The sequence below is a fragment of the Pseudomonas tensinigenes genome (assembly GCF_014268445.2).
In the GTDB taxonomy this organism is placed as follows: domain Bacteria; phylum Pseudomonadota; class Gammaproteobacteria; order Pseudomonadales; family Pseudomonadaceae; genus Aquipseudomonas; species Aquipseudomonas tensinigenes.
On the sequence record NZ_CP077089.1, the window covers coordinates 3,935,842 to 3,960,591 of the forward strand.

A 24,750-nucleotide genomic window follows, 5' to 3' on the forward strand; every position below is an offset into this window, starting at 1 on the left:
CGCCGACCTGATACTGGCTCACTGAATCCATAATCGACCTCGACTTGTATTTGCTTCAAGCCATAATCGATTCGGTCTTTCAGGTCGATGTATCACCCAAGACACCTCGGTCGGCTCCCTCTCCCTCCGGGAGAGGGCTGGGGTGAGGGCTTGGCGTCAGTCGGCTCAATACTGCCAGTATCACCGCACCCACCAACAACACCGCGATCCCGAAAAACGCCCCACACCCCACCACCGTCACGCTGGAATACAGCATGTACAGGCACAACCCGAAGAACAGCAACGGCAACAGCGGATACCACGGCACCTTTACCGGCCGCGGCACATGGGGAAAACGTCGCCGCAAAATAATCAGCGCTACGCTGCTCAAACTCAGAAACAACCAATAAACCGGGGTCAGGTATTCAACCATGGTGTTGAAGCCGCTCTGCGTGAAACTGCCAAACAGCACCAGCAGCAACGCCACCGCACCTTCTGCCAGCAACGCTTTGCGCGGCACACCATGCCGGTCATCCCAGGCGCCGAAACTGCGCAGTTGCGGCACATCACGCGCAGCCGCGTAAGTGGTGCGAGCGCCGACCAGCAAGGTCGAGTTGATGGTCGCGATCGCGGCGATGCCAACCATCAGCAAAATCAGCAGGACACCCGGCGCACCGAATGCGCGGTTCAACAACTCAACCGCCGGTGCATTGCTGGCGGCCAGTCCGGCGAATCCCAGGCCTTCAACGAACGCCCAATTGAGCGCCAGATAAATCGCCATCAACACGCTCAGCGCACCGAGCATGGCAATGAAAATCCCCCGCCGGTCATCACGCACTTCTGCCGATAACGTCGCCGCATCGCTCCAGCCTCCGAACGCCAGAAACACAAAAATCATCGCCGCCGAAAACCCGGCCACACCGGTGTTTTCCGCGACGGGCGCAAGACTCGGCGCAGGCGCTTCGATGCCTTGCCAGGCCAAAAAAACGCCGGCACTGGCAATGCTCAAAAAACCCAGTGCAAGCAGGCCAACCAGCAAGGTCTGCGTGATGAAGCCGATGTGTTTACCGGCAAGATTAAGCAGCACCAACGCCGCAATCACCGCCCCGGCAAACAGCCCCGAACCGTACGGTCCCAGCGGCACCACCGCGTTGACGTAATCGGCAAACATGAACGCCGACAAGGCAATCCACCCGGTGTGCATCACCGAAAACCGCGACCAGGCGAACAAGAATCCCATACGCTCGCCATAAGCGGTGCGCAGAAAGTGATAGTCACCACCCGGGTGCGGAAACGCTGTGGCCATCTCGGCAAAACACAGCGCACCGATCATCGACGCGACACCACCAAGCACCCACACCAAGTAGAAATGCTCCGGTCCGACGTTGAGCGCCACGGTCGGCGCGGTTTTCAGGATGTCGGTGGTGATCACCATGCCCAGCGTGATCAGCAACGCCTGAAAAACCGGCAGATGGCGCCCCGGCCCCGCGTCAGAAACCATAGGTGGCGCGGGCGTAGTAGTAAGCGCCGTTGGTGCCGATTGGCGACAGTACGTCGTACGGCAGGTTGCCGCCGTAGTTGATCGCCGAGCCGGAACGCTCCGGGTAGTTGTCGGTGAGGTTGTTGCCGCCCACCGCGATGTTGAATTTCGGCGTGAATTTGTAAGCCACCTCGGCGTCCAGTTGCCACACGGCACCGTAGGTTTGCTCCGGTTGCGAGTCGCCGAAATCGAACACGCGAGTGGTCTCGCCCTGGCGCGTCAAGCGTCCGAGCAGGCCCCAGTGTTCGCTGGCCCAGTTGGCGGAAAAGATGAAGCGATCCTTCGGCGCAGCGTCGGTCAGGGTGTTGGTTTCTTCGACGCCAACGAGCGCGTCATTGCCGATGCCCAACGCCGTCAGTTGCGACGGCGTGCCTTTGGTGCTGGTGACTTTGGTGTGGTTGTAGGTGTACGCGGTGGTCAGGCCCAGTTGCCCTTCGTAAAACGGCTGATGGTAGTTGAGCACCAGTTCGGCGCCGTCGGTGCTGGTGTCCGCCGCGTTGGTGAAGAAGTTGACGTCGTGCACGCCAGCAACGCCGAAGTTGTCGTTGATGTAGTTTTCCAGGGCATCGCTGCCAATGCGTTGCGACAGGGTGATGCGGTCTTTGACGTCAATGCGGAACACGTCCAGCGAGGCATCGAAGCGTTCGTTCAACTGAAAGGTCAGACCGAGGCTGAAGTTTTTCGAGGTTTCCGGATCAAGCTTCTCGGCGCCGAGTGCACGGGCGATCGGATCGTTGACCGAGAGCACACGGATGTCGGTCAGGGTACCGCCATCGCCGAAGTTGCTGGTGGTGTTCTGGAAGCCGCTTTGGGCCAGCGACGGCGCGCGGAAGTTGTTCGAGACGGCACCGCGCAAGGCCCATTGTTCGGTGAGTTTGTAGCGACCGCTGAGTTTACCGGTGAGTTTGCTGCCGGCATCGTCGTAATGCTCCCAGCGCGTGGCGGCGTCGACGAAGAAGCGGTCGGTGAGATCGCCGGACAACTCGGCGTAAGTGCCGAACACGTTGCGATCCAGATCCGACTCTTCGCTCGGGCGCAGGCCGTTGGCGCCGTCGGCTCCGGAGCCGATGTAGGAGGCCTCGTCACCGGCATAGGTCAGGTAGTTTTCGTAGCGGTATTCGCCGCCGACCGCCAGTACGAACGAGCGCCCGCCCAGGCGAAGTTCGCGGCTGAAATCGAGGTTGCTGGTGGTCTGGCGCAGCTCGTAATCGCCGGTGTCGAACTTCGTCGGTGAGTCTTCGCCGAGGCTGACGTTAAGCGTGCGCCGGGTCGAGCCATCGAAGCGGTTGCGACCGTGAGTGACGCTGCTGTCAAAGTCCCACTCGTCACCGAGCAGGCCTTTGAAACCGGCGGTGGCGGAGACGTCCTTGTTGTCACCGAGCGATTGCGGCAAGTAGCCGTTGGGGTAGAACTGCGGCTGTTCGTACGGGTAGCGATAGAACTCGGCGCCGGTGGTGTGGCGCTGGTTGTATGTGCCAAAGCTGTAGGCCTTGCCGCCGGCCAGCGGCAATTCGCTGTTGAACCAGAGGTTGACGTCCCGCGCGACGCCGTCGCCCATCACATAGTTGCGTTGGCCGGGGGTGTCGGCAAAACCGTCGAAACCGGCGCGGTTGGTCGGGTTGCGATCCTTGTATTCGGTACCGCCACGAATAAACCCGCCCTCCTCGCCCAGGCGCGTGCCGATCTTCGCGGTGGTGACGCTGTTCTGGCCGTCGGTGGTGGTCTTGTCGATGGCGTCCTGACGGGTGTGATAGGCGCCATAACTGGTGGACACCTCGCCGCCCTCGGGCGCGTCGTCGAGAATGATGTTGATCACCCCGGCGATCGCATCGGAGCCGTACTGCGCACCGGCGCCGTCACGCAGCACTTCAATGCGTTTGATCGCGCTGAGCGGGATCGAGTTGAAATCCACCGGTGCGGTACCGCGCCCGATCTTCGACGAGTCGTTGACCACCGCTGACGTATGGCGACGCTTGCCGTTGACCAGCACCAGCACCTGATCCGGACTCATGCCGCGCAGTTGCGCCGCGCGCACGTGGTCGGCGCCGCCGGAGTTGGATTGGCGCGGCAGGCTGAAGGACGGCAACAGCGTCTGCAACGCCGCGCCCAATTCACCGTCAGCGGCGCCGGCGGATTTGAGGTCTTCGGCAGTGAGCACGTCGACCGGCATCGGCGAATCGAGCACGGTGCGCGAAGTGCCACGGGTGCCGGTGACCAGCACGGTACCGAGGCGGGATTCGCTGTCAGCGCTGACGGAAGTTTCTTCGGCGTTGGCCGGAAGTTGCCAAATAGCGGACACAACGGCAGCCGCCAGTAATGAACGGGAACGGTAATGCATATAACAGCTCCTTGAATCGCAGTTAATACCCAGCCGTTGCCGACAATAAAAGTGCGGCAAGCAATGCGCGGCAATGTCTGCTGTAGTTTTGGATTTCTGGAAGGCAGTGAAGGCTTTTCAGGTTTTGATAATGGCTGTTGCGTAGTTTCCCCAGCGTGAGTCGTTTCCCCTTGAAACTCGATGCTAGACGAGCGGCTGCGGGCCGTAAAAGAACCAATAACGCTTAGGTTAGATCGCTCTAAAAAGTTGTTCTTAGTCCAACAGAAGTGTTGCTGAGCCAACACCAGAACCAACTAACCTACAACTAAGCAAGGTGCGGAATACATCACCCTGTGGGAGCGAGCCTGCTCGCGAAAGCGCTGGATCAGTCACCAAAAAGGCAACTGGCCCGGCCCCTTCGCGAGCAGGCTCGCTCCCACAGGTTGATCGTATTCCAATGTTTCAACAGGCTGCGTCCTGGAGACTTAATCGAACGCTTTCTCCAGCCAGGCATCCTCGGCAATATCCAGTTCATCCCCACTGAATCGCTGCTCGGCAAACGGATCAGCGTGCAGGTGAAAGCCGTTCTGCTCCCAGAACCCCGGTTGTTCCTGCTCGACGAATTCAAGCCCGCGCAGCCACTTCGCGCTCTTCCAGAAATACCGCCCCGCCACCACCAGCCGTAGCGGCCAGCCATGTTGCGCGGTCAACGGCTGGCCGGCGTAATGGGTGGCCAACAGACTGTCGGGGTGCAACAGATCATCGAGTCGCAAGTTGGTCTGGTAATCGGGGTCGGCATGAGCCATGACGAACGCTGATGTCGGCTGGATATCGAACGCCTGCAACAAATCCTGCAGATGCACCCCGCTCCACTCGGTGTCGAACTTCGACCAGCGTGTCACGCAATGGATGTCACATCGCAGTTGCCGCTGTGGCAGTGCCTGCAGATCGGCGTAACGTAATTCGATTGGCTGTGCGAGCGTGCCGGACAGGCGCAGCGACCAGTTGGCGAGGTCGTATTCTGGCACTTCGCCTTCGTGCAGGATTGGAAAACGCTCCGTCAGCACCTGGCCTGGGGGTAGTCGTTCCCCGAGCACCGGATCGGCTTTCGGCGAACGGCTTTTGCGAAGGCGTGCAGCTTTGTTGTGCATGTAAACTCCAGAACTCCCCTCAGTTTGCGCAACTACGCATTACCCCTGTGGGAGCGAGCCTGCTCGCGAAAGCGGTGGGTCAATCAACAGAAATATCAACTGATCAGACCTCTTCGCGAGCAGGCTCGCTCCCACATGGGCGATGTCGTGGCAAATGTTCTAGTTGGCCACGGGAATCCACGGGGCCCGCGCGACATTAGCGGTATCACCGAAGCTGGGGAGCTTCTGCGCCAGATCTCGAACATTCTTCACATCCAGATCCAGCAACTGCTGGCGAGTAATCAGCGTCGGCGGTACCAGCACCTGATGCCCCGGATTTTCCCCGGCAATCAACATCGCCAGGCTGCGCACGCTGATCGCCCCGGCGACTTGCGGATTGACCGCCGCCGTCGCCACCCAAGCGCTTTCCGCTTCTTTCATGATCTGAATATCAGCGGTAGAAATATCGGCGCTGTAGATCTTCACCTTGCTCGTCAGCCCTGCCTCATCAACGGCAATTTTCGCGCCTTTGGCAAACTCATCGAACGGCGCAAAAATCACGCTGATGCCTGGATTGGCTCGAAGCACGGCGCTGGCCTGATCCGCCACCGAGTTGGCGATCGGCGGATTCAACGTGCCAAAGCGTGCCTTCTCGACGATCCCCGGATTGGCTTTCTTCACCTGACTCCAGATCTCGTCGCGACGCTCCATCGGCGTAAAACCGCTGATGTACACGTAGCCGGCATCAAACTGCGTGCCGTTGTCCTTGACTGCTTGATCCAGCGCCAGACGTGCCAGCGCGTGGTGATCCTGCTCGACCTGGGTCACTTGCGGCGTGTTCAGATCGACATCGAAAGCGACGACCTTGATGCCTTTGGCGATGGCCCGGTCAATCGGCGCTTTCAGTGTTTCGGCCAGGCCGAGCTGAACGATGATGCCGTCGACGCCGAGATCAATCGCCTGATCGATCATCTCGCCCTGGCTTGCCGCCTGCTGTCGGGCATCGAATACGCGCAGGTTGGCACCCAGCGCTTCGGTCTGTTTTTCCACGCCACGCAAGTACGCCTCGGGGAAGTCCCCGGAAAACAAATACCCCACCAGCGCGATCTGCACCTGACCTTTATCAAACGGTGCGGGCGCGCCGGGCAAGGCTTTGGCCTGAGCGCTCAGCGCCATTGCCGAAAGCAACGCACCGGCGAGGCAGTGACGGGCGAATTGTGTGATTGAACCGTGCATACAACTTCCTTGCATAAAGCGGCTCAACGCGCCCGATGCGCGAGGCCGAAGGTGAACATCAGGGCCAGCACCAGCACCAGTCCCTTGACGAAATCCTGCGCGTAATATGGCGCGTTGAGCATGGTCAGGCCGTTGAGCAGCGCTGCCACCAGCAGCGCACCGACCAGCGTGCCGAAAGCATTGGGCTTCTTCGCACCAAGCACGGCAAAACCGATCAAAGCGGCGCCGAGGGCATCCAGCACCAGACCGTTACCCGAACTGACGTCGCCGCGACCCAGGCGCGCAGCCAGCAACAATCCGCCCAGCGATGCGAGCAACGCCGAGAGCACGTAAGCCAACAACTTGAAGCGCTGCACCGGCGCACCGGCCAGTCGTGCGGCCTGCTCGTTGCCGCCGATGGCATAGAACAAACGACCAATGCGCGTGCGTTCGAGAAACAGCCACACGGCTAAAGCGACTGCGGCGGTAATCAGCACGGGAATCGGCACCACCTCCCACAATCGCCCACGCCCCAGCGCCAGAAATGCGGCACTGAACGTACCTTCGGTTTCCTCACCACTGGGCAAGGTCATGCCCACTGCAATCGAGCGTCCACCGGTGGGAATCAGCTGCACGCCGATCACCAGAAACATGCTGCCCAGCGTCGCGAGAATGTCCGGCACCCGCAGTTTGACGATCAGCCAGCCGTTGAGCAGGCCGACCAGCGCCCCGCCCGCCAGACTGATCAATACCGCAGGCACCGCACCCCAGCCGAGCACGACCATCACGTAGCTGGCGATCATCAGGCTCATCGCCGCCACAGCGCCAATCGACAAATCGAGGCCGCCGACGGCCATGGTCAGCGTCACGCCCAGCGCCAGCAGCGCAACAATCGACACCGATTGCAGGATGCTGAACAGGTTGCCGACGCGCAGGAATGCCGGCTCGGCCACACTGAAAAACACCACGATCAACGCCAGCAGCCACAGCAGGCCGTAGCGAATCAATACGTGCAGCAGGCGCTCGGCGGGTGCCGCTGCGCTCGATAACAGTGAACTTGAATCAGGCACTCGCTCTGCTCCTTGGCGTGGCTTGAGGGGAATGTTCGGTGACGTCGCTGCCGGCCAATGCAGCGACCAGATCAGCACGATTGAGGCCGGCGCGCGGGTACTCGGCGACCACGGCGTGATCGCGCACCAGCAGGATGCGGTCAGCAATTTCCAGGGCTTCATCGACGTCGGCGCAAATCACCAGCGTCGCTCGGCCCTTGGCGCTGTCGCGCAGCAGTTGGCCGATGTCGCGGCGGGCGCGCACGTCGACGCCTTGAAAAGGTTCATCGAGGATCAATACCCGCCCTTCGCCGAGCAGCCAGCGGCCGAGCACGACTTTCTGTTGATTGCCGCCTGACAGTGCGCTCATCGGCACATCGATACCGCCAGTCTTGATCCCCAGCGCCGCCACTTGTGCCTCGACCGCCGTGGCTTCGGCGCGGTTGCGGATAAAACCGCCACGGCTGAAGCGTTCGAGAAACGGCAAGGTCAAGGTCCGGCGCAGGGAAAAGTCCGGCACTAGTGACTGACTGGCGCGGTCTTCGGCGGCGAAGAAAACCCCGCTTTGAATGGCCTGGCGCGGTGAGTTTGCGTGCCACGCAACACCATCCAGTTGCACGCGGCCCGACAGCGCTTTACGCAGGCCGAACAGCACCTCGGCGATTTCACTTTTACCGGCGCCCAACAGCCCGGTCAGCACCACCACTTCGTTTTCGTGCAGGGTCAGATCGAACGCGGCGGAACGCGACAGAATTTGCATGGCGTTGAGTTTCAACACCTCGCGCCCGGCCACGCGCGGCTGGTAGACATGCTCGGCCAGCGCCTGTCCCAGCATGGCGCTCACCGCTTCCGGCAATTGCCGAGCGGTGAACTCGCCCGCGAACTGGCCATCCCGCAACACAATGGCGCGATCTGCCACGCGTTGCAGGTCGGAGAGTCGATGGGAGATGTACAGAATCGCCACGCCGCGAGTGCGCAAGGTGTCGATCAAACCAAACAAGCGCTGCGCTTCGGCATCGGAAAGTGCTGCTGTCGGCTCATCCAGAATCAGCAGGCGCGGCTGCAAAGCCAAGGCTCGAGCGAGCACCACCAATTGCCGTTCGGCCTGACCGAGATGCTCGATTGGCTGCTCCAGCGGCAAGGTCAAACCCAACCCGGCAGCAATGCTCGCGGCGCGCTCCAGCAGGCGTTTACGATTGAGCCAGAAGTCCGCGTCCGGCTTGCACAGTTCATCGAGCAGAAGGTTTTCCGCGACGCTCAAACCCGGTGCGATGCCCTCGTTGATCTGCTGGTGCACCGCGACAATACCGAAGCGTCGCGCCGACAGCGGCGAACTGAAATGGCGTGGCGCGCCGTCTAGCCAGATCTCGCCAGCATCGGCGGTCTGGCTGCCCGCGAGGATCTTCACCAGAGTTGACTTGCCCGCACCATTGGCGCCGAGCAGCGCCACCACTTCGGCGGGATAGATGCCCAGGCTGACGGCATCCAGCGCCCGGCTCGCACCAAATATTTTGCTCAACTCACGTACACGAATCAGCGGCTCACGGGCCACAGCGACCGGCACCCTCATACAAATCCTTAGCGGCGATGCGCCAGCGAACGAACCAATCGATCGCCCAGGCTTTGCACGCCCTGGACGAGGATCACCAACACCACCACCGTGGCAACCATCACTTCATTGTTGAACCGCTGATAGCCGTAACGAATCGCCAGATCACCGAGCCCGCCACCGCCGATCACCCCGGCCATCGAGGAAAAACCGATCAGCATCACCAGCGTCAAGGTGATCCCGGCCAGCAACGCCGGCAGCGCTTCGGGCAACAGCACTTTGAAGATCACATGACCAATGTCGCCGCCCATGGCGAGGATCGCTTCGATGCGACCCTTGTCGACTTCGTCCAGAGCGTTTTCGACGATGCGTGCGAAGAACGGAAACGCGCCGATGGTGATCGGCACCACAGCGGCGGTGCTGCCCAGCGTCGTACCCACCACCAGCCGCGTCAGCGGGATCAGGGCAATCAGCATCACCACGAATGGCAGCGAACGGCCGAGGTTGACCACGCCACCCAGCACGGCATTCAAGCGTGGCATCGGCAACAGTCCGTCGCGGCGACTGATGAACAGCAACACGCCCAGCGGCAGGCCGATCAGCAGCGTGAACAGCCCCGCGAGCAAGACCATGTACAGGGTTTCACCGGTGGCGGTGAACACCAGTTGCAGGATTTCATCCCAATTGACCGTGCGGTTCATGAGTGCGCCGCCCGTACGCCGTATTGTTTGAGAAAACTCAGGCCCAGCTCAGCGTGGCCCAGCGGCAAGCCACAGGTCGGCCGCAGCGAAGCGCCGAGTTGCGATTGCGCATCGGCCAGCAGACGGGGCACCGGCCCGGCTTCCACCAGACGTCCATTGGCCATGAACGCAGCGTGATCGCAGATCGACTTGACCACGTCCAGTTCGTGGGTGATCAACACGATGGTCACGCCCAGTTGCCGATTGATATCGCGCAGCAATTGCAGGATCGATTCGGTGGTTTCCGGGTCGAGTGCACTGGTGGCCTCATCCGAGAGCAGGTACGCCGGCTCAGCGGCCAAAGCGCGGGCAATGCCGACGCGCTGTTTCTGCCCGCCGGACAACTGCGAGGGAAACGCCTGCGCTTTGTCACTCAAGCCAACCAGCTCCAGCAGTTCGCGCACCCGCACATGGCGCCACGGCTTGCCGACATTGGCGATTTCCAGCGGGACCGCGATGTTGTCGAACACCGTGCGCGAATGCAGCAGGTTGAAGCCCTGGAAGATCATGCCGATGCGCTGGCGCTGCTGGCGCAGTTCGCTGACCGACAGTGTCGTCAGGTCAACGCCATCCAGCACAATGCGTCCGCTGTCCGGTCGCTCGAGCAGATTGAGGCAGCGCAGCAGCGTCGACTTGCCCGCCCCGCTACGCCCGAGAATCCCGTAGACCGCGCCGTCGGGAATGCTCAGCGAGACCTGATCGAGTGCCGGTTGCGCGGCCGAAGGATAAGTCTTGCTCAACTGCTCGACGGCGATCATGGCTTGCTGCCCGCCACCGGAATCACCGAGCCGGCGAAGTTGTCGCTGATGTATTTGGCGACCTCTGGCGACGTCAGGTCCTTGGCCAGTTGCGCGATACGCGGGTCGTGTTCGAGCTTGGGCGTGGTCACCAGAATGTTGGCGTAAGGATTGTGCTCGGCTTTTTCCAGGCCCAAGGCATCCTTGGCCGGCACCAGGCCTGCGTCGAGCGCGTAGTTGCCATTGATCACGGCCAGATCGACGTCGTCCAGCGAGCGCGGAATCTGCGGCGATTCGATCTCGAGAATCTTCAGTTGTTTCGGGTTCTCGGCGATGTCTTTGGGCGTTGCCTGATCCGCCGCCGGGTCGTTGAAGCCGGGTTTGAGCTTGATCAGGCCGTTGTCCTGCAACAGATACAACGCACGACTAAGGTTGGTGACGTTATTGGGCACGGCGACGGTGCCTTTTACCGGTACATCGGCGAAGCTTTTATGGCGATGCGAGTAGATGCCCAAGGGTTCGATGTGCACCGTGGCGGCCACCGCAAGTCTCTCGCCGAGGGCCTTTTCCTGGGATTTCAGGTACGGCAAGTGCTGGAAGTAATTGGCGTCGACGTCACCGTGCACCAACAGCTCATTGGAGTTCACCCCGTTGGGGATCTCGATGACTTTGAGATTCAGTTGCGGATCGATTTTCTGGATGTACGCCAGAATCTGCGCGTGGGGCACCGGGTCGGCAGCCACTCGCAACGGCTCCAGCGCCTGCGCACCGAACGACGTCACCAGCGCGCCGAGCACGGCCAGGGTCAAACCTGCTTTCTTGATCATGTGCGGAGTCCTTGAGCGAGTGATGAGTCAGGCGGATTTACGAACGGGCGGTGGCGGCAGTAGCGCATCGGCGTAGAAGCGCTGCGCGACATCGGGATGCGAGCGCAAACGACCTTTGAGGTAGTTCCAGCCGACATCGCGAAACAGCGGATTGAGCGGATCACTCGCCGGCCCGCGCGCCTCGCGCAACAGTGCGGTGGGCAGCGGATACAGCGGCACCACGGCATCCAGTTGCGCACCGAGGAAGAACGCGACAGACAGGCGTTCGCTATCCGCCGGAGGTGAAACCACGCGATGCACCGTGGCCCGCAGATAACCGTTGCTGGCCAGTTCGAGCAGTTCGCCGATGTTCACCACCAGGGTGTTCTCGCGCGGCAACGCATCGATCCAGCGGCCATCTTCGATCTCGACCTGCAGACCGGCCTGCTGGTCTTGCAGGAGGAAGCTGAGGAACCCGGAATCTTTGTGCGCGCCGACACCTTGATGGCTCGACTCGCTGTTCTGGCCGGGATAGCGCATCAACTTGATGTGTTCGTTGGGTTTGTCGCCGTAGAGCTGATCAAACGCATCGGCGCGCAGCGAGAGTGCCTGAGCGAACGCACGCAGTAGGCGCAACGACATCCGCGTCATCGCCTCTTGCCATTCCAGCAGCAAAGGTTTCAGTTCCGGCAGTGCCGCCGGCCATTGGTTGGGGCCTTGCAGCCGCGTCCAAAACGGGCTGTTCGCCGTCAATGGCAACGCCTCGCGCTCGGCGCCCAGATCAAACTGCTCGCGCAGATCAGGCTGGCCACGGGTGATCTCCGAAGCGGCACGGTTGTAACCGCGAAAGTGCGGTGAATTGATCATGCCGACAGCGGTTTTCTCGCTGTCGGGCAAGGCGAAAAACTGGCGGGCGTGGGTCTGCACCTGCTTGAGCAAGTCGCTGTCGATACCGTGGCCGGTCAGGTAAAAGAAGCCGACGTCGCGGGCGGCGTGGCGCAGGTTTTCGAGAAATTCGTAGCGCTGTTGCGCTGTGCCTTCGAACTGCGACAGGTCCAGCGTCGGTAATGTGGAGATATCGAGGGTATGCGGCATGATTCACTCCCGTGTGAATCAAACCTGAAGAACCTGTGATCGATTCAGCGTGTGCCGTCATGGCAATCGGGGGTCTATCGGTTTGATGCGTTTTGATTCGTCGTTGCGACAAAACTAAACGATCTTAAAAATACGTAGCCAATATCTTTTTCGCATTACCTTAGGCCTGATTTCCCCTCACCCCAGCCCTCTCCCAGAGGGAGAGGGAGCCGACCGCGTTGTCTTGCGTTATGCGCCGACCTGAAAAACCGGGTTGGATTCGGTAAAAAACGTTCAGGTCGGCGTAGCGCTAAAGATCACCTCGGTCAGTCCCCTCACCCCAGCCCTCTCCCGAGGGAGAGGGAGCCGACCGCGTTGTCTTGCGTTATACGTCGACCTGAACAACCGGGTTGGATTCGGTAAAAAACGTTCAGGTCGGCGTAGCGCTCAAGATCACCCCGGTCAGTCCCCTCTCCCTCTGGGAGAGGGTTAGGGTGAGGGAACCAGACGACTCGGTATCAAGCGTCCTGCAACGCACGCGGCCGCTGACTGCGTTGTTCGGCACTGGCGTCCGGCGCCGGTTGCAACTGGAAGTCGAACTTCAGCTCGGCATAACGCCCCAACGCTGCGTCCTCACGGAACACCACCTCCCCGACCAAGCCTTCACGGGTCGCATAGGCAAAGTCATCCCACAAATATTGATCACCCGACAGATTGATCTGCGTCGTCAGGTGCCGATGCCCCGGCGCGCTGATGAAAAAGTGCACATGTGCCGGACGCTGGCCATGGCGCCCGAGCTGGTTCAGGCATTCCTGGGTCGGCCCCTGCGGGTCGCAGCCATAGCCGGACGGCACGATGCTGCGAGCGCGGTAGCGGCCGTCGGCGTCGGTAATGATGCGTCGACGCAGGTTGTACTCGGACTGGCTCGAGTCGAAAAACGAATAGGTGCCCTTGGTGTTGGCGTGCCACAGGTCAACGGTAGCGCCGGCCAATGGTTGGCCGTGAAGATCGAATACCTGGCCTTCAAGGTGCATGACGGTGGCGACGCCCTCTTCGCTGCCGTCATCCATTCGGCATTCACCTTCGCACAGGGGCGCGCCGGCAACGTACAGCGGGCCTTCGATGGTGCGTGGCGTGCCGCCGGTCAAGCCGATCTGTGCATCCTTGGCGTCCTGCAACAGGTCGAGGAAGTGCTCGATGCCAAGGCCGGCGACCAGCAGTCCGGCTTCGGAACGCGCGCCCAAACGGTTGAGGTAGTCGACCGCTTTCCAGAACTCGTCCTCGCTGATTTCGAGGTCTTCGATGATTTTCGCGCTGTCCTGCAAGATGCGCAGGACGATGTTTTTCAGCCGGGAGTTGCCGTCGTCGTTGGTAAAACCGGCGGCTTCTCTGAAGAAGGCTTGCAGCTCGGCGGTGTGGGCAATTTTCACGGTCATGGTGGTTACCTCATCTTGTTGTTTTGTTGGCGCAGTTTCTTGGCTCCCCCCGATCCCCTGTGGGAGCGAGCCTGCTCGCGAATGCGGTGGATCAGTCACTATTGATGCCGAATGACATATCGCTTTCGCGAGCAGGCTCGCTCCCACAAGGTTTTCGGGGCGGACCGGAATTTAGCGATCGTCCGTATGGATCGACGACGGATGCCGGCAGAGACCATCAACCTCAATGTCCATGTAGGGAAACAGCGGCAAGCGCATCAGCGTGTCGTGCAGGGCCTCAACACTCGGCACATCGAACACGCTGTAATTGGCGTAGTGCCCGGCGATGCGCCACAAGTGCCGCCAGACGCCGTCGCGTTGCAGCCGTTGCGCCAATTCCTTTTCGTCCGCCTTGAGCCGGGTGGCCAGCGACGGGTCCATGTCGACGGGTAATTTCACGGTCATTTTTACGTGGAACAACATGGTGACTCTCCTGATTCAGTGGCGACGAAAACGCGCCAGACGCTCTTCGTCCAGCGTCAGGCCAAGGCCTGGAGTTCGCGGGATATGCAGGTGGAAATCGCGGTACTGCGGCGTTTCAGTGACGATGTCTTCGGTCAGCAACAACGGCCCAAACAGCTCGGTGTCCCAGGTCAGTTGTTTGAGCGTGAGGAAGGCGTGCGCCGAGGCCAGCGTGCCGATGGAGCCTTCGAGCATGGTGCCGCCGTACAGCGCGATGCCGGCGGCCTCGGCGATTTGTGCGGTGCGCAATACGGCGCGCGGGCCACCGTTTTTGGCGATCTTCAGGGCGAATACACTGGCAGCGCCGTCGGCCGCGAGGCTGAAAGCATCCTCGACGCTTTCGATCGATTCGTCGGCCATGATCGGCGCCAGGCTGCGCTGATTCAGGCGAATCTGCCCGGAGCGGTTGACCCGCGAAATCGGCTGTTCAATCAGGTCGATACCGTTGTCACCGAGCACCTGACAGCCGCGAATCGCCTGGGATTCATCCCAATACTGGTTGACATCAACCCGCACGCTGGCGCGCTCGCCCAAGGCTCTTTTGATCGCCACCACGTGTTTGAGATCCTGTTCCAGCGGGTTGGCGCCGATCTTCAATTTGAAGATGCGATGGCGACGCGCTTCGAGCATCTGCTCGGCTTCGGCGATGTCGCGGGCGGTGTCGCCGCTGGCCAGGGTCCAGGCCACTTCGAGGCTGTCACGCACGCGGCCGCCGAGCAGTTCGCTGACCGGCAGACCGAGGCGCTTGCCTTGGGCGTCGAGCAATGCGCTTTCGATACCGGACTTGGCGAAGGTGTTGCCCTTGGCGATCTTGTCGAGCCGCTGCATCGCGGCGTTGATGTTATTGGCGTCCATGCCGACCAGCGCCGGCGCCAGATGCGCGTCGATATTGGCTTTGATGCTTTCCGGGCTTTCATAACCGTAGGCGAGGCCGCCGATGGTGGTCGCTTCACCGATGCCTTCGATACCGTCACTGCAGCGCAGACGCAGAATCACCAGGGTCTGTTTTTGCATCGTGTGCATCGCCAGCTTGTGCGGGCGAATGGTCCGCAGATCGACGATGATCGTCGATACGCTTTCAATCAGAATTCTCTGCATGTCTGTGTCCCTTGAAAACGTGATCAACCGAGGTCGCCGCCACCGACCGGCAAAGTCACGCCGGTGATGTACGAGGCGTCATCGGAGGCCAGAAAGAGGATCGCGCCGACCTGTTCGTCGAGGCTGCCGTAGCGTTTCATCAGGCTGCTGTCGAGGGTTTGCGCAACGATTTCCTGATACCAGGCCTGCTCCTGCGCCGACTGTTCGCCGGCATTGCGCGGGATGCGCCGGGGCGGCGCTTCGGTGCCGCCCGGTGCAGTAGCGTTGACGCGAATGCCGCGCTCGGCGTTCTCGAACGCCAGGCACGCGGTCAGCGCATTGATGCCGCCCTTGGCCGCGCCGTACGGCACGCGATTGATGCTACGGGTGGCAATCGACGAGACATTGACGATGGCGCCGCGCCCTTGCTTGAGCATGTACGGCAGCGCGGCGTGGCAGCACCACAGGGTCGGGAACAGCGAGCGGCGGACTTCGGCTTCAATCTGTTCGACTTCGTAATGCTCGAACGGCTTGGCCCAGATCGTGCCGCCGACGTTGTTGATCAGGATGTCGAGTCGGCCGAAGGTGTTGATGGCTTCAGCCATGACCCGTGCACAATCGGCGTATTGCTCAAGGTCGGCGGTCAACGCGAGAACGCCCTCGCCTTGCAGTTCGTGAACCAGCTCGGAGCGATCAACCGCGACCACTTGCGCGCCTTCGTTCAGCAGGCGTTCGCAGACGCGGCGGCCGATACCCTGCGCCGCGCCGGTGACCAGCGCGACCTTGTTGGAGAATCTGTTGTTCATGACAACCTCGAAAAAGGATTTCAGGCAGCCGCAGCGGCAAATTTTTCGTAGTAGAAATTCGCGGGAGTGATGCCCTGCTCGCGGATGTATTGGCTGACCGCTTCGACCATCGGCGGCGGGCCGCAGAGGTACACGTCGACGTCGCCTTCATTGAGGTGGCGCGGCTCGATGTGCTGGGTGACGTAGCCCTTGAGTGGATGCGCACTCTGCGGGTTGGCCACGCAGGCGCCGAAACTGAAGTTCGGGATGCGGGCGGCGAAGACTTCGAGACGATCAAGTTCAACCAGATCGAAATCGTTGGTCACGCCGTAGATCAAATGCACGGGATGATCGCTGCCCTGCTCGGCGATCTTTTCCAGCATCGCAGTGAACGGTGCCAGGCCGGTGCCGCCCGCCAACAACAGCAGCGGCCGCTTGATCTCGCGCAGGTAGAAACTGCCTAAAGGCCCCGCCAGGTTCATGCTGTCGCCGGCCTTGGCCAACCCGGTGAGGAAGCTGCTCATCAAACCGCCAGGCACGTTACGGATCAGGAAGCTGACTTCGCCGTCCTTCTGCAACGAGCTGAAGGAGTAGGCGCGGGTCTGCTCACTGCCGGGCACTTGCAGATTGACGTACTGGCCCGGCAGAAACGCCAGTTTGCTCAGCGCTTCGCCCTTGATCGACAGCGCGATAGTGCTTTCGGACAACTGCCGGACAGCGCTGATCGATGCCTGGAAGTTCGCTTGTTCGGTCTTGCACACCTGCGAGCCTGCCGGCACTCGCACCACACAGTCGCTTTCAGCGCGCATCTGGCAGGTCAGCACATAGCCTTGCGCAAGCTCGTCGTCGCTCAAGGCGTCTTCAATGAAGTTGTCGCCCATGTCGTACCGCCCGGCTTCGGCGAAACATTTGCAGGTGCCGCAGGCGCCATCGCGGCAATCCAGCGGGATGTTGATGCCTTGGCGATACGCCGCGTCGGCCACGGTTTCATGGCCGCTGGCCTCGATGAAACGGGTGACGCCGTCTTCAAAATTAAGCGCGATCTGGAAATTCATGGTGCACCTCGTCGTGTCGACTAGATGTGATAAATGTCGATGACCTGACGGACGTAATCGTTTTTCAGCACGACTTTCTTGGCCTTGATCAGCGGCTGTTCGCCACGCAGATCGAGGGTGTAGAAACTGCTGCCGAAGTAGCTGTCGGTGACCTGATAGCGAAAGCTCAGGGTGTGCCAGTTGAAGCGCACCAGGCACTGGTCTGCGCTCTGCTCGACGATTTCGATGTTGCTCAGGTTGTGCGAAGTGCGGGTGTCGGGGATGGTCGCGCTGGAGCGCTCGGTCTTGATCCGAAAGATGCGGTCTTCGAGGCCGCCACGGTTGCCGTACCAGATCAGCGAGATTTCGCTTTGCGGGTCTTCGGTGAGCGTGTCGTTGTCGTCCCAGGCCGGCATCCAGAAGGTCGCGTCGGCGGCGTACAGTTCCAACCATTGATCCCACTGGCCGTCATCGAGATAACGTGCTTCGCGATAGAGGAAGTCACGCACGGTGTCGTAGCGGTTGCTCATCACACGGCCTCCACGGGGATCAGTTGTGGTTCGCTGGCAGCGGCTTTGAGCATGGTTTCCTGCCAGTACTTGTGTTGCAGCACGAACAGGCCTTCGTCTTCGGTACGCATGCCGGAGAGCAATGGTTTAAGGTCGATTTCTTCGGCGGCGGCGTCGGCGCCTTCGACCCAATGGGTGGCGCCACGGGACATGTCGTTCCAGCCGCGACCCGCGCCATAACCGGTCTGGCATGAGCGGAACTCTTCCAGATCATCCGGCGTGGCCATGCCGCTGACGTTGAAGAAGTCTTCGTACTGCCGAATGCGTTTGGCTCGGGCTTCGGCGCTCTCACCTTTGGGGGCGATGCAGTAAATGGTGATTTCGGTCTTGTCGACCGAGATCGGCCGGGCGATACGGATCTGCGAACTGAACTGATCCATCAAGTAAACGTTGGGGTACAGGCACAGGTTGCGCGAGTTTTCGATCATCCAGTCGGCGCGGGCCTGGCCGAAATCACGGGCCAGTTCGTCGCGGCGCTCATAGGCCGGACGGTCTTCAGGGTTGGCCCAACGGGTCCAGAGCAGCAAATGGCCGTGATCGAACGAGTAGAAACCGCCGCCCTTCTTCGCCCAACTGCCGGCGCTCATGGTCTTGATCGCTTCACCCGCTTCGCGCTGCTGGCGCTGGTTCTGGGTGGCGGCGTAGTTCCAGTGCACCGAGCTGACGTGGTAGCCGTCAGCACCGTTTTCGGCGGTGAGTTTCCAGTTACCTTCGTAGATATACGAGCTGGAGCCGCGCAACACTTCCAGGCCTTCTGGCGACTGATCGACGATCATGTCGATGATCTTCGCGGATTCGCCCAGATGTTCAGCCAGGGATTTCACATCGGCATTCAGGCTGCCGAACAGGAAGCCGCGATAGGACTCGAAACGCGCAACTTTGGTCAGGTCATGGGAGCCTTCGCAGTTGAAGCCTTGCGGGTAACCGGCCTCGCTCGGGTCTTTGACCTTGAGCAGTTTGCCGCTGTTGTTGAACGTCCAGCCGTGAAACGGGCAGGTGTAGCTGGAGCGATTGCCGGACTTGTGCCGACAGAGCATCGCACCACGATGGCTGCAGGCATTGAGGAACGCATTGAGCACACCGTCCTTGTTGCGTGCGATGAAGATCGGCTGGCGCCCCATGGTGGTGGTGAGAAAATCGTTGTTGTTGGGGATCTGGCTTTCATGGGCGAGGTAAATCCAGTTACCTTCGAAGATGTGCGCCATTTCCAGTTCGAACAGACGCGGATCAGTGAACATCTCCCGCTTGCAGCGGTAGGCGCCCTTCTCTTGGTCTTCATCAAGCATGGCATTGAGGTAGTCGATTCCCAGGGACATGGCCGGGGCCTCCATTGTTATTGTTCAGGCCAGGTCAGATTAGGGAGGCGATGCACGGGGCAATAGCCGAATCCTGCAGATCGCTATCCGTTTTGTGCAGGATGGCGCGGCAGATGATTCGGCGTGTTTCGGAAGGGGTTTAGCGCAGTGTTTTAGTGGCGGCGTTTGAAGGTCTGCGATGGCAGTTCGCCGTACTGTTGGCGATAGCTATCGGAGAAGCGGCCGAGGTGCAGAAAGCCGTAGTCCAGGGCCAGCTCGGTGAGATTGCGTACCGGGCAGCGTGGGTCGCTGAGGCAGGCGTGAATGCGTGCCAGTTTGCGCTGGCGGATGTATTGCATTGGCGTGACGCCGAGTTGGCGTTCGAACAAGCTGTACAGCGAGCGCGGGCTCATGCTCGCCTGTGCGGCCAGATGTTCGGCGGCCAAATCCAGTTTAAGGTTGCGTTCGATGTAATCGAGAATGCGCTCGAAGCTGACATTCGGTGCGCTCAGGCACTCACGGCTGACGTTGGTGTTCATCAGCGAAATCAGTTTGCTGCCGATGATCTGCGCGTAATGCTCCTGTACCCGCAGCAACGGATCGCTGGCCTCGGCTTCCTGACAGATCATCGCCAGCAGGTTGGTGAAGCCTTCCAGCTCATCCAGCCGATAGTGATTGCGCAGGAAACGGATACCGCTTGCCGGACGCTGCCAACGCTGCTCGTCGCACACCGATTCGAGCACGCTGACCGGCACCTTGAGAATGAATTTCTCGCAGTCTTCCGAGTACGTCAGATCAACCGGATCATCCGGGTTGATCAACAGCAACTCGCCGGGCACCAGATGCTGTTCGCGCTTGTGCCCGCGCCACAGGCAATTGCCTTGCAAGAGCACTTGCAGGTGGTAAACGGTCTCCAGCGCCACTGAGGTCACGCGCACGCTGCCGCCATAGCTGATGCGGGCCAGATCGAGATCGGCGAGTTTGCGATGGTTGAGGCTGGCTTGCGGGTGGGTGGTTCTGGACAGGCCGATGAAGTGCTGGCCGACGTGCTGATTGACGTAGTCGGAGACGGCATAAGGGTCAGCGTGACGGAACACGCTGCTGCGATCGCTCAGCAGATGGCTGTCCATGGGGCATTGCTCGTTGTTGTCGTTATTTTCGGATCACGGGGTTTCAGGCATCACGAGTCACAGTACGCCGGAGTGTCGGGGTGGGCAATTGGGCGAAGGTTTGGGTACTCGATAATCGAACGCTTTTTGCGGACTACAGAGTGGTTTGAACAACGCCTACACTTGCCGAAGAAATGCCCTACACGCAAAAAAAACCCGACACAGAAAAATCCTACTTATGACAGTTTTATAAAACAAAAAAAACCCGTTCCAGTCGAAACTGAAACGGGCTTCTCCCACCTCAACGGCCGTTACTTCAGGTCGTCAAAGCGGTCTCGCAGGAACTCGTAAAAGCGAAATGCTTTAAACAATCTCCATACAAGGCTCAGCGTACGCAGCAAAAGCTTCATACGTTTTGGCCTCCAGGGCTGGGGGCCAAACCTCCGGCAAACTTACCGGATCATGCTTGCCTTCAGCCTGCACGTTAAAGCAGCTAGTGAGGCGGCCGGTTGAAATCCCTCCGAAACATCATTCCGGCACGGGTGCAAAACCGTGTCAAAGGGCATGAAACCGTTTAGTCACCAGCCTGGCCTCAGCGCTGCTCGAACAAGTGAGCGCCCGCATCATAACCTTCATTCAAAGGCTTTCAGGAAAAGTAATTTTCTGTTTTGTTAACCATTATTTCTGCCAGCTTTTTCTGGAAACCAAATAGCGCAGACAACCAGTTTATTACGAACTTTAACCTTGCAAGGGGGCACAAAGACTCCTACCATGAGCGAACGTTAAAGCAGCTAGTGAAGCAACAAACCTCAGCCGCAAACCGAGGTTAAAAAACCACCCCGCTAAGGTGGTTTTTTTTCGTCTGCCTTTTCACTGCACTCGACGATGAAAATCAGATCACAGCACCCGCGCCCACGTCTGACTCACCAGATCCTTGCCAAAGCTGTGAACCGCTTCTTCCTCCACCAGTTCAAACCCGGCCTGCTGATAAATCTTGCGTGCAGCCGTCAGGTTGCTGGTCGTCCACAGGGTCATTTTCTGGTAGCCAACCTGGCGGGCGAAACGCAGGCACTCCTCGACCAGACGGCTGCCAATGCCCAAGCCCCGCGCGCTGGCGTCGACGTAGAGCATGCGCAGTTTGGCGGTGGTGGCGTCCTGACGGACGATGAACACGGAGCCGATGACCTTGCCGTCCTTTTCCGCAATCCAGCAGCGCTCGCTCGTCGGGTCGTAATCACGCAGGTACTTGGCGACCACCTCGGCCACCAGCGCCTCGAACTCCGAATTCCAGCCGTATTCACGGGTATACAGGGCCGCTTGTTGCTGCATCACCGTGCCCATGTCGCCGGGCTGCGGATCGCGTAATACGTAGGTTGCGTCTTTGTTGCCTTGCAGCAGTGTCTGGATCAACGTCATGGCGCCGATCAGTTGCTTCTGCTGCGGTTCAGGCAATCGCTCGAGCATGGCGACGATCTGTTCGCGGGAGGCCTTTTCCAGCGGGATCAGGATTTCACGGCCCAGGTCAGTAAGGTGTAATTGCGCAGCGCGAGCATCCGTGGGTGACGGCACTTTCTGGATCAGGCCGCGCTTCTCGAAACCGCTGATGATGCGGCTCATATAACCGGCGTCGAGGCCGAGCATCTGGCGCAGATCCGCGCTGGTCAGATCACCGCGCGAGGCCAGCTCATACAAAATGCGTAGCTCGGTCAGCGAGTAGTCGCTTTGCAGCAGATGCTCCTGCAGTACGCCGATCTGATGGGTGTAGAAGCGATTGAAGCCGCGCACGACGTCGGCTTGCTCGAGGAGATGGCTGCTGGACATGGCAAACACTCAGATAATTGCTTAAGGCAACTATATATTTGCCTAAAGCAACCATGTCAACAGAAAGCTATTTACATTTGGCCAAGACCACCTGACAGGTGTTCGGCGTGCCCCCGGAGCGCCCGGCATAACGGATGCAGTTGTTCATCGATTTCTGCCGGGCCATGTTCAGACTGGAGCCCCACGCCAGACCGCCCTCGCCGACCGACGGCAAGGCTTTGGCGTAGCAGGCGTCCCCAACGCCGGAGGGCGGATAGTGTTTGCGGCTTGAGCAGCCTGCCGTCAGCGCCAGGCTGAGGGCGATCAAGGTGAGTAAAACCCCACGCGAGCATCGGTTCATCATCGCATTCCACCTGTCGCCAAAGGGGCCGTGACCTACAGAGTCTAGCCCCCTCACCTGCACAAATCTTCTAAACGTCGACGAGCATTGCGCGGTATTTTATGGGGCCGCACCTTTCAATGGCGAACTCTGGAGCCTTCGTGGATAAACGCAACTGGATCGAGCTGTCCCAGGATGTCGACACCGGGATTGAATCGATTCGCGCTCACTTTGAGGGCCATGCCTACGATCCGCACTGGCATGACAGCTTCCTCGTCGGCGTTACCGAGCAAGGTGTGCAGCAGTTCAATTGCCGCCGCGTGCGCCATCGCAGTACGCCGGGCAACGTGTTCCTGCTGGAGCCGGGGGAGATCCACGATGGGCAAGCGCCGACCGAGGAAGGTTTTACCTATTCGATGCTCTACCTCGATCCGCACTGGCTGGAGCGTGAACTGCATGCGCTGTTCGAAGACGCACCGTCCGACAGCCAGCCCGGTTTTGCCGACACGCTGAGTCAGGACCCGCGTCTGGCCACAGCGATCAGCCACGCTTTCCAGGCGTTGCATGACGGCGATCTGCGCATCGTCCGGCAGACCGCCGTCGATGGCTTGCTGAGCTCGCTCACGCGGCATCTCGACTGGCGCAAGCGCCAGGTTTTCGATCCGCGCCTGCCGTTGGTGGCGCAACTGGCGCGGGATTATCTGCACGCGCACACCTATGAAGATATCGGTCTCGATGATCTCGCGCAGGTCTGCGGAGTAGACCGTTTTCGTCTCAGCCGCGCCTTCAAGTCTGCTTTTGGCCTGGCGCCGCACGCGTACCTGATCCAGCTGCGCTTGGCCAAGGCGCGGCAGTTACTGGCTCGGGGTGAAACGCCGGCGCAGGTCGCCAGCGTGCTCGGTTTTGCTGATCAGAGTCACCTTGGGCGCTGGTTCCGCCGGGCCTACCAACTCACTCCCGCCGACTACCGCAAGCGCTGCTCAAACCTTCCAGACTGACGCACGTCAACTGGCGATCATGGATGCCTGTTTTCATTTTCAGGGAATCCGGATCATGGCGTCATTATTGCCCTTCCTGCTGTTTGCTTTCGTTGCCTCGATCACGCCGGGGCCGACCAATATTCTGGTGCTGAGCCACAGTTCGCGCCAAGGCTTGCTCGCCACTCTTCCAATCATTTTTGGCGCCTGTGCGGCGGCGGCGCTGATTGTGTTGGTGGTCGGCCTCGGTGCCGGCGAAACCTTGCTGCGCTACCCGCGCGTGCAGCAAGCCATGGCCTGGGGCGGTGTGCTCTGGTTGAGCTGGCTGGCGTGGCAGATCTTCCGCAGCGCGCCGCCATCGCTGGACCCGACGGGTACGCAGGAAGAAGGTTTCAGCGTGCTGGGCGCCGCCATGCTGCAACTGGTCAACCCCAAGGTGTGGATGATGGCCGTGGCGGTGGTCAGCGTGTTTGTCGGCGGTGATGACAAGACCTTGCGGCTGCTGGTTTTGTCACTCGCGTTTCTGCTGGTGTCGTTGCCGTGTATGACGTTGTGGGCGTTACTGGGCGTGGGCAGCGCGCGGTTGGTGGGATCGCCGAAAGCGTTCAAGCGGATGAATGCGGCACTGGCGCTGTTGTTACTGCTCTCGGCATGGCTGACTGTCCTGAAATAACTCCACTGTAGGAGCTGCCGAAGGCTGCGATCTGTTGATCTTGATCTTAAAAAACAGAATCAAAAGATCGCAGCCTTCGGCAGCTCCTACATAGCGCTTCAATACCATTTCATCAGGGTGAGGTGGCCTGCCGATACTCGCGCGGAGTAAACCCGGTCGAGGCCTTGAACTGCCGAGTGAAGGCGCTGTGATCGGTGTAGCCGCATTGCAGCGCCACATCGGTAATCGGCAGGTCGGTGTGCAGCAAGCGGTGCGCATGTTCGAGGCGCACTTTCTGGATCATCTGCCGTGGCGTCAGGTGGAACACCCGTTTGCAGTAACGCTCCAGTTGCGCCACGGAAATACCGGCGATACGGGTTAACTCACCCAACGTGACGCGGCGATTGAAATTCGCGCGGATGTGCTCATCGACAGCCGCCAGCCGCTCGAATGCCGGATGCGTTTCACTGGCCGATTGCAGGTCCACGGAAATCCCCGCCAGGCCAATGATCACGCCATCACGGTTGTACAGCGGCTGCTTGTGCGTCAGGCACCAGCCCGGTTCGCGACTGCCATACAGGTGCAGCTCCAACTGATCCTCCAGTACAAAGCCCTCTTCCAGCACCTTGCGATCCTGCTCGGTGTAGCCCGGCCCAAGTTGCGCCGGGAACACCTGCGCGCTGGTCTTGCCCAGTAACGGGCGTAAATCCTTCAAGCCACAGCGCTGCACCAGCGTGCGATTGGCGAGCACGTAACGGGCCTGCACATCCTTGATGAAAATCGCCGCGTTGGGGATCACATCGAGCATCGGCAACAACAGCGCCGCACCGGCCAACAACTCCTCCAGTGTTTGCGGACGATGCCCATCAATGTCTTGTGACAGGATCGAAAACGCCTGTTGCATCAAACAACACCCTCGTAACGTGGATGGACGAAGCGCCCGCCATGCGGCCTTCGTGTGCAGATTGCAGCATCGCTCAAGACCTGTCGAGGGCCACGTTTCGCCAGTGCGATTGTGCTGATTTCGTCATCGAAGCCG

23 protein-coding genes are annotated in these 24,750 nt (G+C 60.2%); 2 read left to right on the forward strand and 21 right to left on the reverse strand.

Annotated features, from left to right (window positions below):
• Positions 1-79 precede the first annotated feature (79 nt).
• The 20 genes from HU718_RS17455 to HU718_RS17550 form a co-directional block, all read right to left on the reverse strand.
• A complete protein-coding gene (locus HU718_RS17455; protein ID WP_186616120.1) occupies positions 80-1,480 on the reverse strand; it encodes an APC family permease in 1,401 nt (466 codons plus the stop codon).
• Entirely contained in the window at positions 1,470-3,857 is a 2,388-nt protein-coding gene (locus HU718_RS17460; RefSeq protein ID WP_186616121.1) for a TonB-dependent receptor plug domain-containing protein, read from the reverse strand. The genes HU718_RS17455 and HU718_RS17460 overlap by 11 nt, the downstream gene beginning before the upstream one ends.
• A 464-nt stretch (positions 3,858-4,321) precedes the next feature.
• On the reverse strand, positions 4,322-4,987 hold the full coding sequence (locus tag HU718_RS17465) for a sulfite oxidase-like oxidoreductase (RefSeq protein WP_150707873.1): 666 nt from the start codon (positions 4,985-4,987) through the stop codon (positions 4,322-4,324).
• A gap of 159 nt (positions 4,988-5,146) precedes the next feature.
• Entirely contained in the window at positions 5,147-6,202 is a 1,056-nt protein-coding gene (locus HU718_RS17470) for a substrate-binding domain-containing protein (RefSeq protein WP_186616122.1), read from the reverse strand.
• Positions 6,203-6,225: 23 nt separating this feature from the next.
• A complete protein-coding gene (locus HU718_RS17475) occupies positions 6,226-7,251 on the reverse strand; it encodes an ABC transporter permease (RefSeq protein WP_186616123.1) in 1,026 nt (341 codons plus the stop codon).
• Complete coding sequence (locus tag HU718_RS17480) at positions 7,244-8,800, reverse strand: sugar ABC transporter ATP-binding protein (RefSeq protein WP_186616124.1); 1,557 nt, start codon at positions 8,798-8,800, stop codon at positions 7,244-7,246. The genes HU718_RS17475 and HU718_RS17480 overlap by 8 nt, the downstream gene beginning before the upstream one ends.
• An 8-nt stretch (positions 8,801-8,808) precedes the next feature.
• Positions 8,809-9,480 carry a methionine ABC transporter permease gene (locus tag HU718_RS17485; RefSeq protein WP_150707869.1) on the reverse strand — a complete coding sequence of 224 codons (672 nt, stop codon included), beginning with the start codon at positions 9,478-9,480 and terminating at the stop codon, positions 8,809-8,811.
• The gene (locus HU718_RS17490) at positions 9,477-10,277 is read right to left on the reverse strand and encodes a methionine ABC transporter ATP-binding protein (protein WP_186616125.1); all 801 of its coding nucleotides are present in this window, start codon (positions 10,275-10,277) and stop codon (positions 9,477-9,479) included. Before HU718_RS17490 ends, HU718_RS17485 begins: the two co-directional genes overlap by 4 nt.
• Positions 10,274-11,083: a MetQ/NlpA family ABC transporter substrate-binding protein gene (locus HU718_RS17495; RefSeq protein ID WP_150707867.1), complete on the reverse strand. Its 810-nt coding sequence runs from the start codon at positions 11,081-11,083 to the stop codon at positions 10,274-10,276. Before HU718_RS17495 ends, HU718_RS17490 begins: the two co-directional genes overlap by 4 nt.
• Positions 11,084-11,110: 27 nt before the next feature.
• Complete coding sequence (locus tag HU718_RS17500; RefSeq protein WP_186616126.1) at positions 11,111-12,157, reverse strand: isopenicillin N synthase family dioxygenase; 1,047 nt, start codon at positions 12,155-12,157, stop codon at positions 11,111-11,113.
• A gap of 497 nt (positions 12,158-12,654) precedes the next feature.
• Positions 12,655-13,572 carry a catechol 1,2-dioxygenase gene (catA, locus tag HU718_RS17505; protein ID WP_175554084.1) on the reverse strand — a complete coding sequence of 306 codons (918 nt, stop codon included), beginning with the start codon at positions 13,570-13,572 and terminating at the stop codon, positions 12,655-12,657.
• 171 nt (positions 13,573-13,743) lie between these two features.
• Complete coding sequence (catC, locus tag HU718_RS17510) at positions 13,744-14,034, reverse strand: muconolactone Delta-isomerase (RefSeq protein WP_007916075.1); 291 nt, start codon at positions 14,032-14,034, stop codon at positions 13,744-13,746.
• Positions 14,035-14,049: 15 nt separating this feature from the next.
• Entirely contained in the window at positions 14,050-15,171 is a 1,122-nt protein-coding gene (locus tag HU718_RS17515; protein ID WP_150707863.1) for a muconate cycloisomerase family protein, read from the reverse strand.
• 23 nt (positions 15,172-15,194) lie between these two features.
• Positions 15,195-15,956, reverse strand: a complete 762-nt coding sequence (locus HU718_RS17520) for a 1,6-dihydroxycyclohexa-2,4-diene-1-carboxylate dehydrogenase (RefSeq protein WP_186616127.1) — start codon at positions 15,954-15,956, stop codon at positions 15,195-15,197.
• A gap of 20 nt (positions 15,957-15,976) precedes the next feature.
• Positions 15,977-16,990, reverse strand: coding sequence for a benzoate 1,2-dioxygenase electron transfer component BenC (benC, locus tag HU718_RS17525; protein WP_186616128.1), 1,014 nt, complete (start codon positions 16,988-16,990; stop codon positions 15,977-15,979).
• Between the two features lie 20 nt (positions 16,991-17,010).
• Positions 17,011-17,499 (reverse strand): benzoate 1,2-dioxygenase small subunit, encoded by a 489-nt coding sequence (gene benB, locus HU718_RS17530; RefSeq protein ID WP_102899109.1) that lies wholly within the window; start codon positions 17,497-17,499, stop codon positions 17,011-17,013.
• Positions 17,499-18,854 carry a benzoate 1,2-dioxygenase large subunit gene (gene benA / locus HU718_RS17535; protein ID WP_186616129.1) on the reverse strand — a complete coding sequence of 452 codons (1,356 nt, stop codon included), beginning with the start codon at positions 18,852-18,854 and terminating at the stop codon, positions 17,499-17,501. Before benA ends, benB begins: the two co-directional genes overlap by 1 nt.
• Positions 18,855-19,006: 152 nt before the next feature.
• A complete protein-coding gene (locus tag HU718_RS17540) occupies positions 19,007-19,963 on the reverse strand; it encodes an AraC family transcriptional regulator (RefSeq protein WP_186616130.1) in 957 nt (318 codons plus the stop codon).
• An 876-nt stretch (positions 19,964-20,839) separates the two neighbouring features.
• Complete coding sequence (locus tag HU718_RS17545) at positions 20,840-21,763, reverse strand: bifunctional helix-turn-helix transcriptional regulator/GNAT family N-acetyltransferase (protein WP_186616131.1); 924 nt, start codon at positions 21,761-21,763, stop codon at positions 20,840-20,842.
• 67 nt (positions 21,764-21,830) lie between these two features.
• Positions 21,831-22,106, reverse strand: coding sequence for a hypothetical protein (locus tag HU718_RS17550; RefSeq protein ID WP_102899113.1), 276 nt, complete (start codon positions 22,104-22,106; stop codon positions 21,831-21,833).
• A gap of 137 nt (positions 22,107-22,243) precedes the next feature.
• On the opposite strand from HU718_RS17550, the gene HU718_RS17555 reads away from it, so the two are divergent.
• On the forward strand, positions 22,244-23,080 hold the full coding sequence (locus tag HU718_RS17555; RefSeq protein WP_186616132.1) for an AraC family transcriptional regulator: 837 nt from the start codon (positions 22,244-22,246) through the stop codon (positions 23,078-23,080).
• A 55-nt stretch (positions 23,081-23,135) separates the two neighbouring features.
• A complete protein-coding gene (locus tag HU718_RS17560; RefSeq protein ID WP_186616133.1) occupies positions 23,136-23,732 on the forward strand; it encodes a LysE family translocator in 597 nt (198 codons plus the stop codon).
• 112 nt (positions 23,733-23,844) lie between these two features.
• On the opposite strand, the gene HU718_RS17565 is transcribed toward HU718_RS17560, so the two are convergent.
• On the reverse strand, positions 23,845-24,615 hold the full coding sequence (locus HU718_RS17565; protein WP_150729098.1) for an AraC family transcriptional regulator: 771 nt from the start codon (positions 24,613-24,615) through the stop codon (positions 23,845-23,847).
• Positions 24,616-24,750 lie beyond the last annotated feature (135 nt).

Bases quoted from the DNA above. Each gene is read 5' to 3' on its own strand.
- benC (WP_186616128.1), bottom strand. From the start codon at position 16,990: ATGAATTTCCAGATCGCGCTTAATTTTGAAGACGGCGTCACCCGTTTC.
- catA (WP_175554084.1), bottom strand. From the start codon at position 13,572: ATGACCGTGAAAATTGCCCACACCGCCGAGCTGCAAGCCTTCTTCAGA.
- HU718_RS17455 (WP_186616120.1), bottom strand. From the start codon at position 1,480: ATGGTTTCTGACGCGGGGCCGGGGCGCCATCTGCCGGTTTTTCAGGCG.
- HU718_RS17545 (WP_186616131.1), bottom strand. From the start codon at position 21,763: ATGTCCAGCAGCCATCTCCTCGAGCAAGCCGACGTCGTGCGCGGCTTC.
- HU718_RS17540 (WP_186616130.1), bottom strand. From the start codon at position 19,963: ATGGACAGCCATCTGCTGAGCGATCGCAGCAGCGTGTTCCGTCACGCT.
- benA (WP_186616129.1), bottom strand. From the start codon at position 18,854: ATGTCCCTGGGAATCGACTACCTCAATGCCATGCTTGATGAAGACCAA.
- HU718_RS17485 (WP_150707869.1), bottom strand. From the start codon at position 9,480: ATGAACCGCACGGTCAATTGGGATGAAATCCTGCAACTGGTGTTCACC.
- HU718_RS17480 (WP_186616124.1), bottom strand. From the start codon at position 8,800: ATGAGGGTGCCGGTCGCTGTGGCCCGTGAGCCGCTGATTCGTGTACGT.
- HU718_RS17515 (WP_150707863.1), bottom strand. From the start codon at position 15,171: ATGCAGAGAATTCTGATTGAAAGCGTATCGACGATCATCGTCGATCTG.
- HU718_RS17565 (WP_150729098.1), bottom strand. From the start codon at position 24,615: ATGCAACAGGCGTTTTCGATCCTGTCACAAGACATTGATGGGCATCGT.
- HU718_RS17500 (WP_186616126.1), bottom strand. From the start codon at position 12,157: ATGCCGCATACCCTCGATATCTCCACATTACCGACGCTGGACCTGTCG.
- HU718_RS17560 (WP_186616133.1), top strand. From the start codon at position 23,136: ATGGCGTCATTATTGCCCTTCCTGCTGTTTGCTTTCGTTGCCTCGATC.
- HU718_RS17520 (WP_186616127.1), bottom strand. From the start codon at position 15,956: ATGAACAACAGATTCTCCAACAAGGTCGCGCTGGTCACCGGCGCGGCG.
- HU718_RS17465 (WP_150707873.1), bottom strand. From the start codon at position 4,987: ATGCACAACAAAGCTGCACGCCTTCGCAAAAGCCGTTCGCCGAAAGCC.
- HU718_RS17550 (WP_102899113.1), bottom strand. From the start codon at position 22,106: ATGATGAACCGATGCTCGCGTGGGGTTTTACTCACCTTGATCGCCCTC.
- benB (WP_102899109.1), bottom strand. From the start codon at position 17,499: ATGAGCAACCGCTACGACACCGTGCGTGACTTCCTCTATCGCGAAGCA.
- HU718_RS17490 (WP_186616125.1), bottom strand. From the start codon at position 10,277: ATGATCGCCGTCGAGCAGTTGAGCAAGACTTATCCTTCGGCCGCGCAA.
- catC (WP_007916075.1), bottom strand. From the start codon at position 14,034: ATGTTGTTCCACGTAAAAATGACCGTGAAATTACCCGTCGACATGGAC.
- HU718_RS17460 (WP_186616121.1), bottom strand. From the start codon at position 3,857: ATGCATTACCGTTCCCGTTCATTACTGGCGGCTGCCGTTGTGTCCGCT.
- HU718_RS17470 (WP_186616122.1), bottom strand. From the start codon at position 6,202: ATGCACGGTTCAATCACACAATTCGCCCGTCACTGCCTCGCCGGTGCG.
- HU718_RS17495 (WP_150707867.1), bottom strand. From the start codon at position 11,083: ATGATCAAGAAAGCAGGTTTGACCCTGGCCGTGCTCGGCGCGCTGGTG.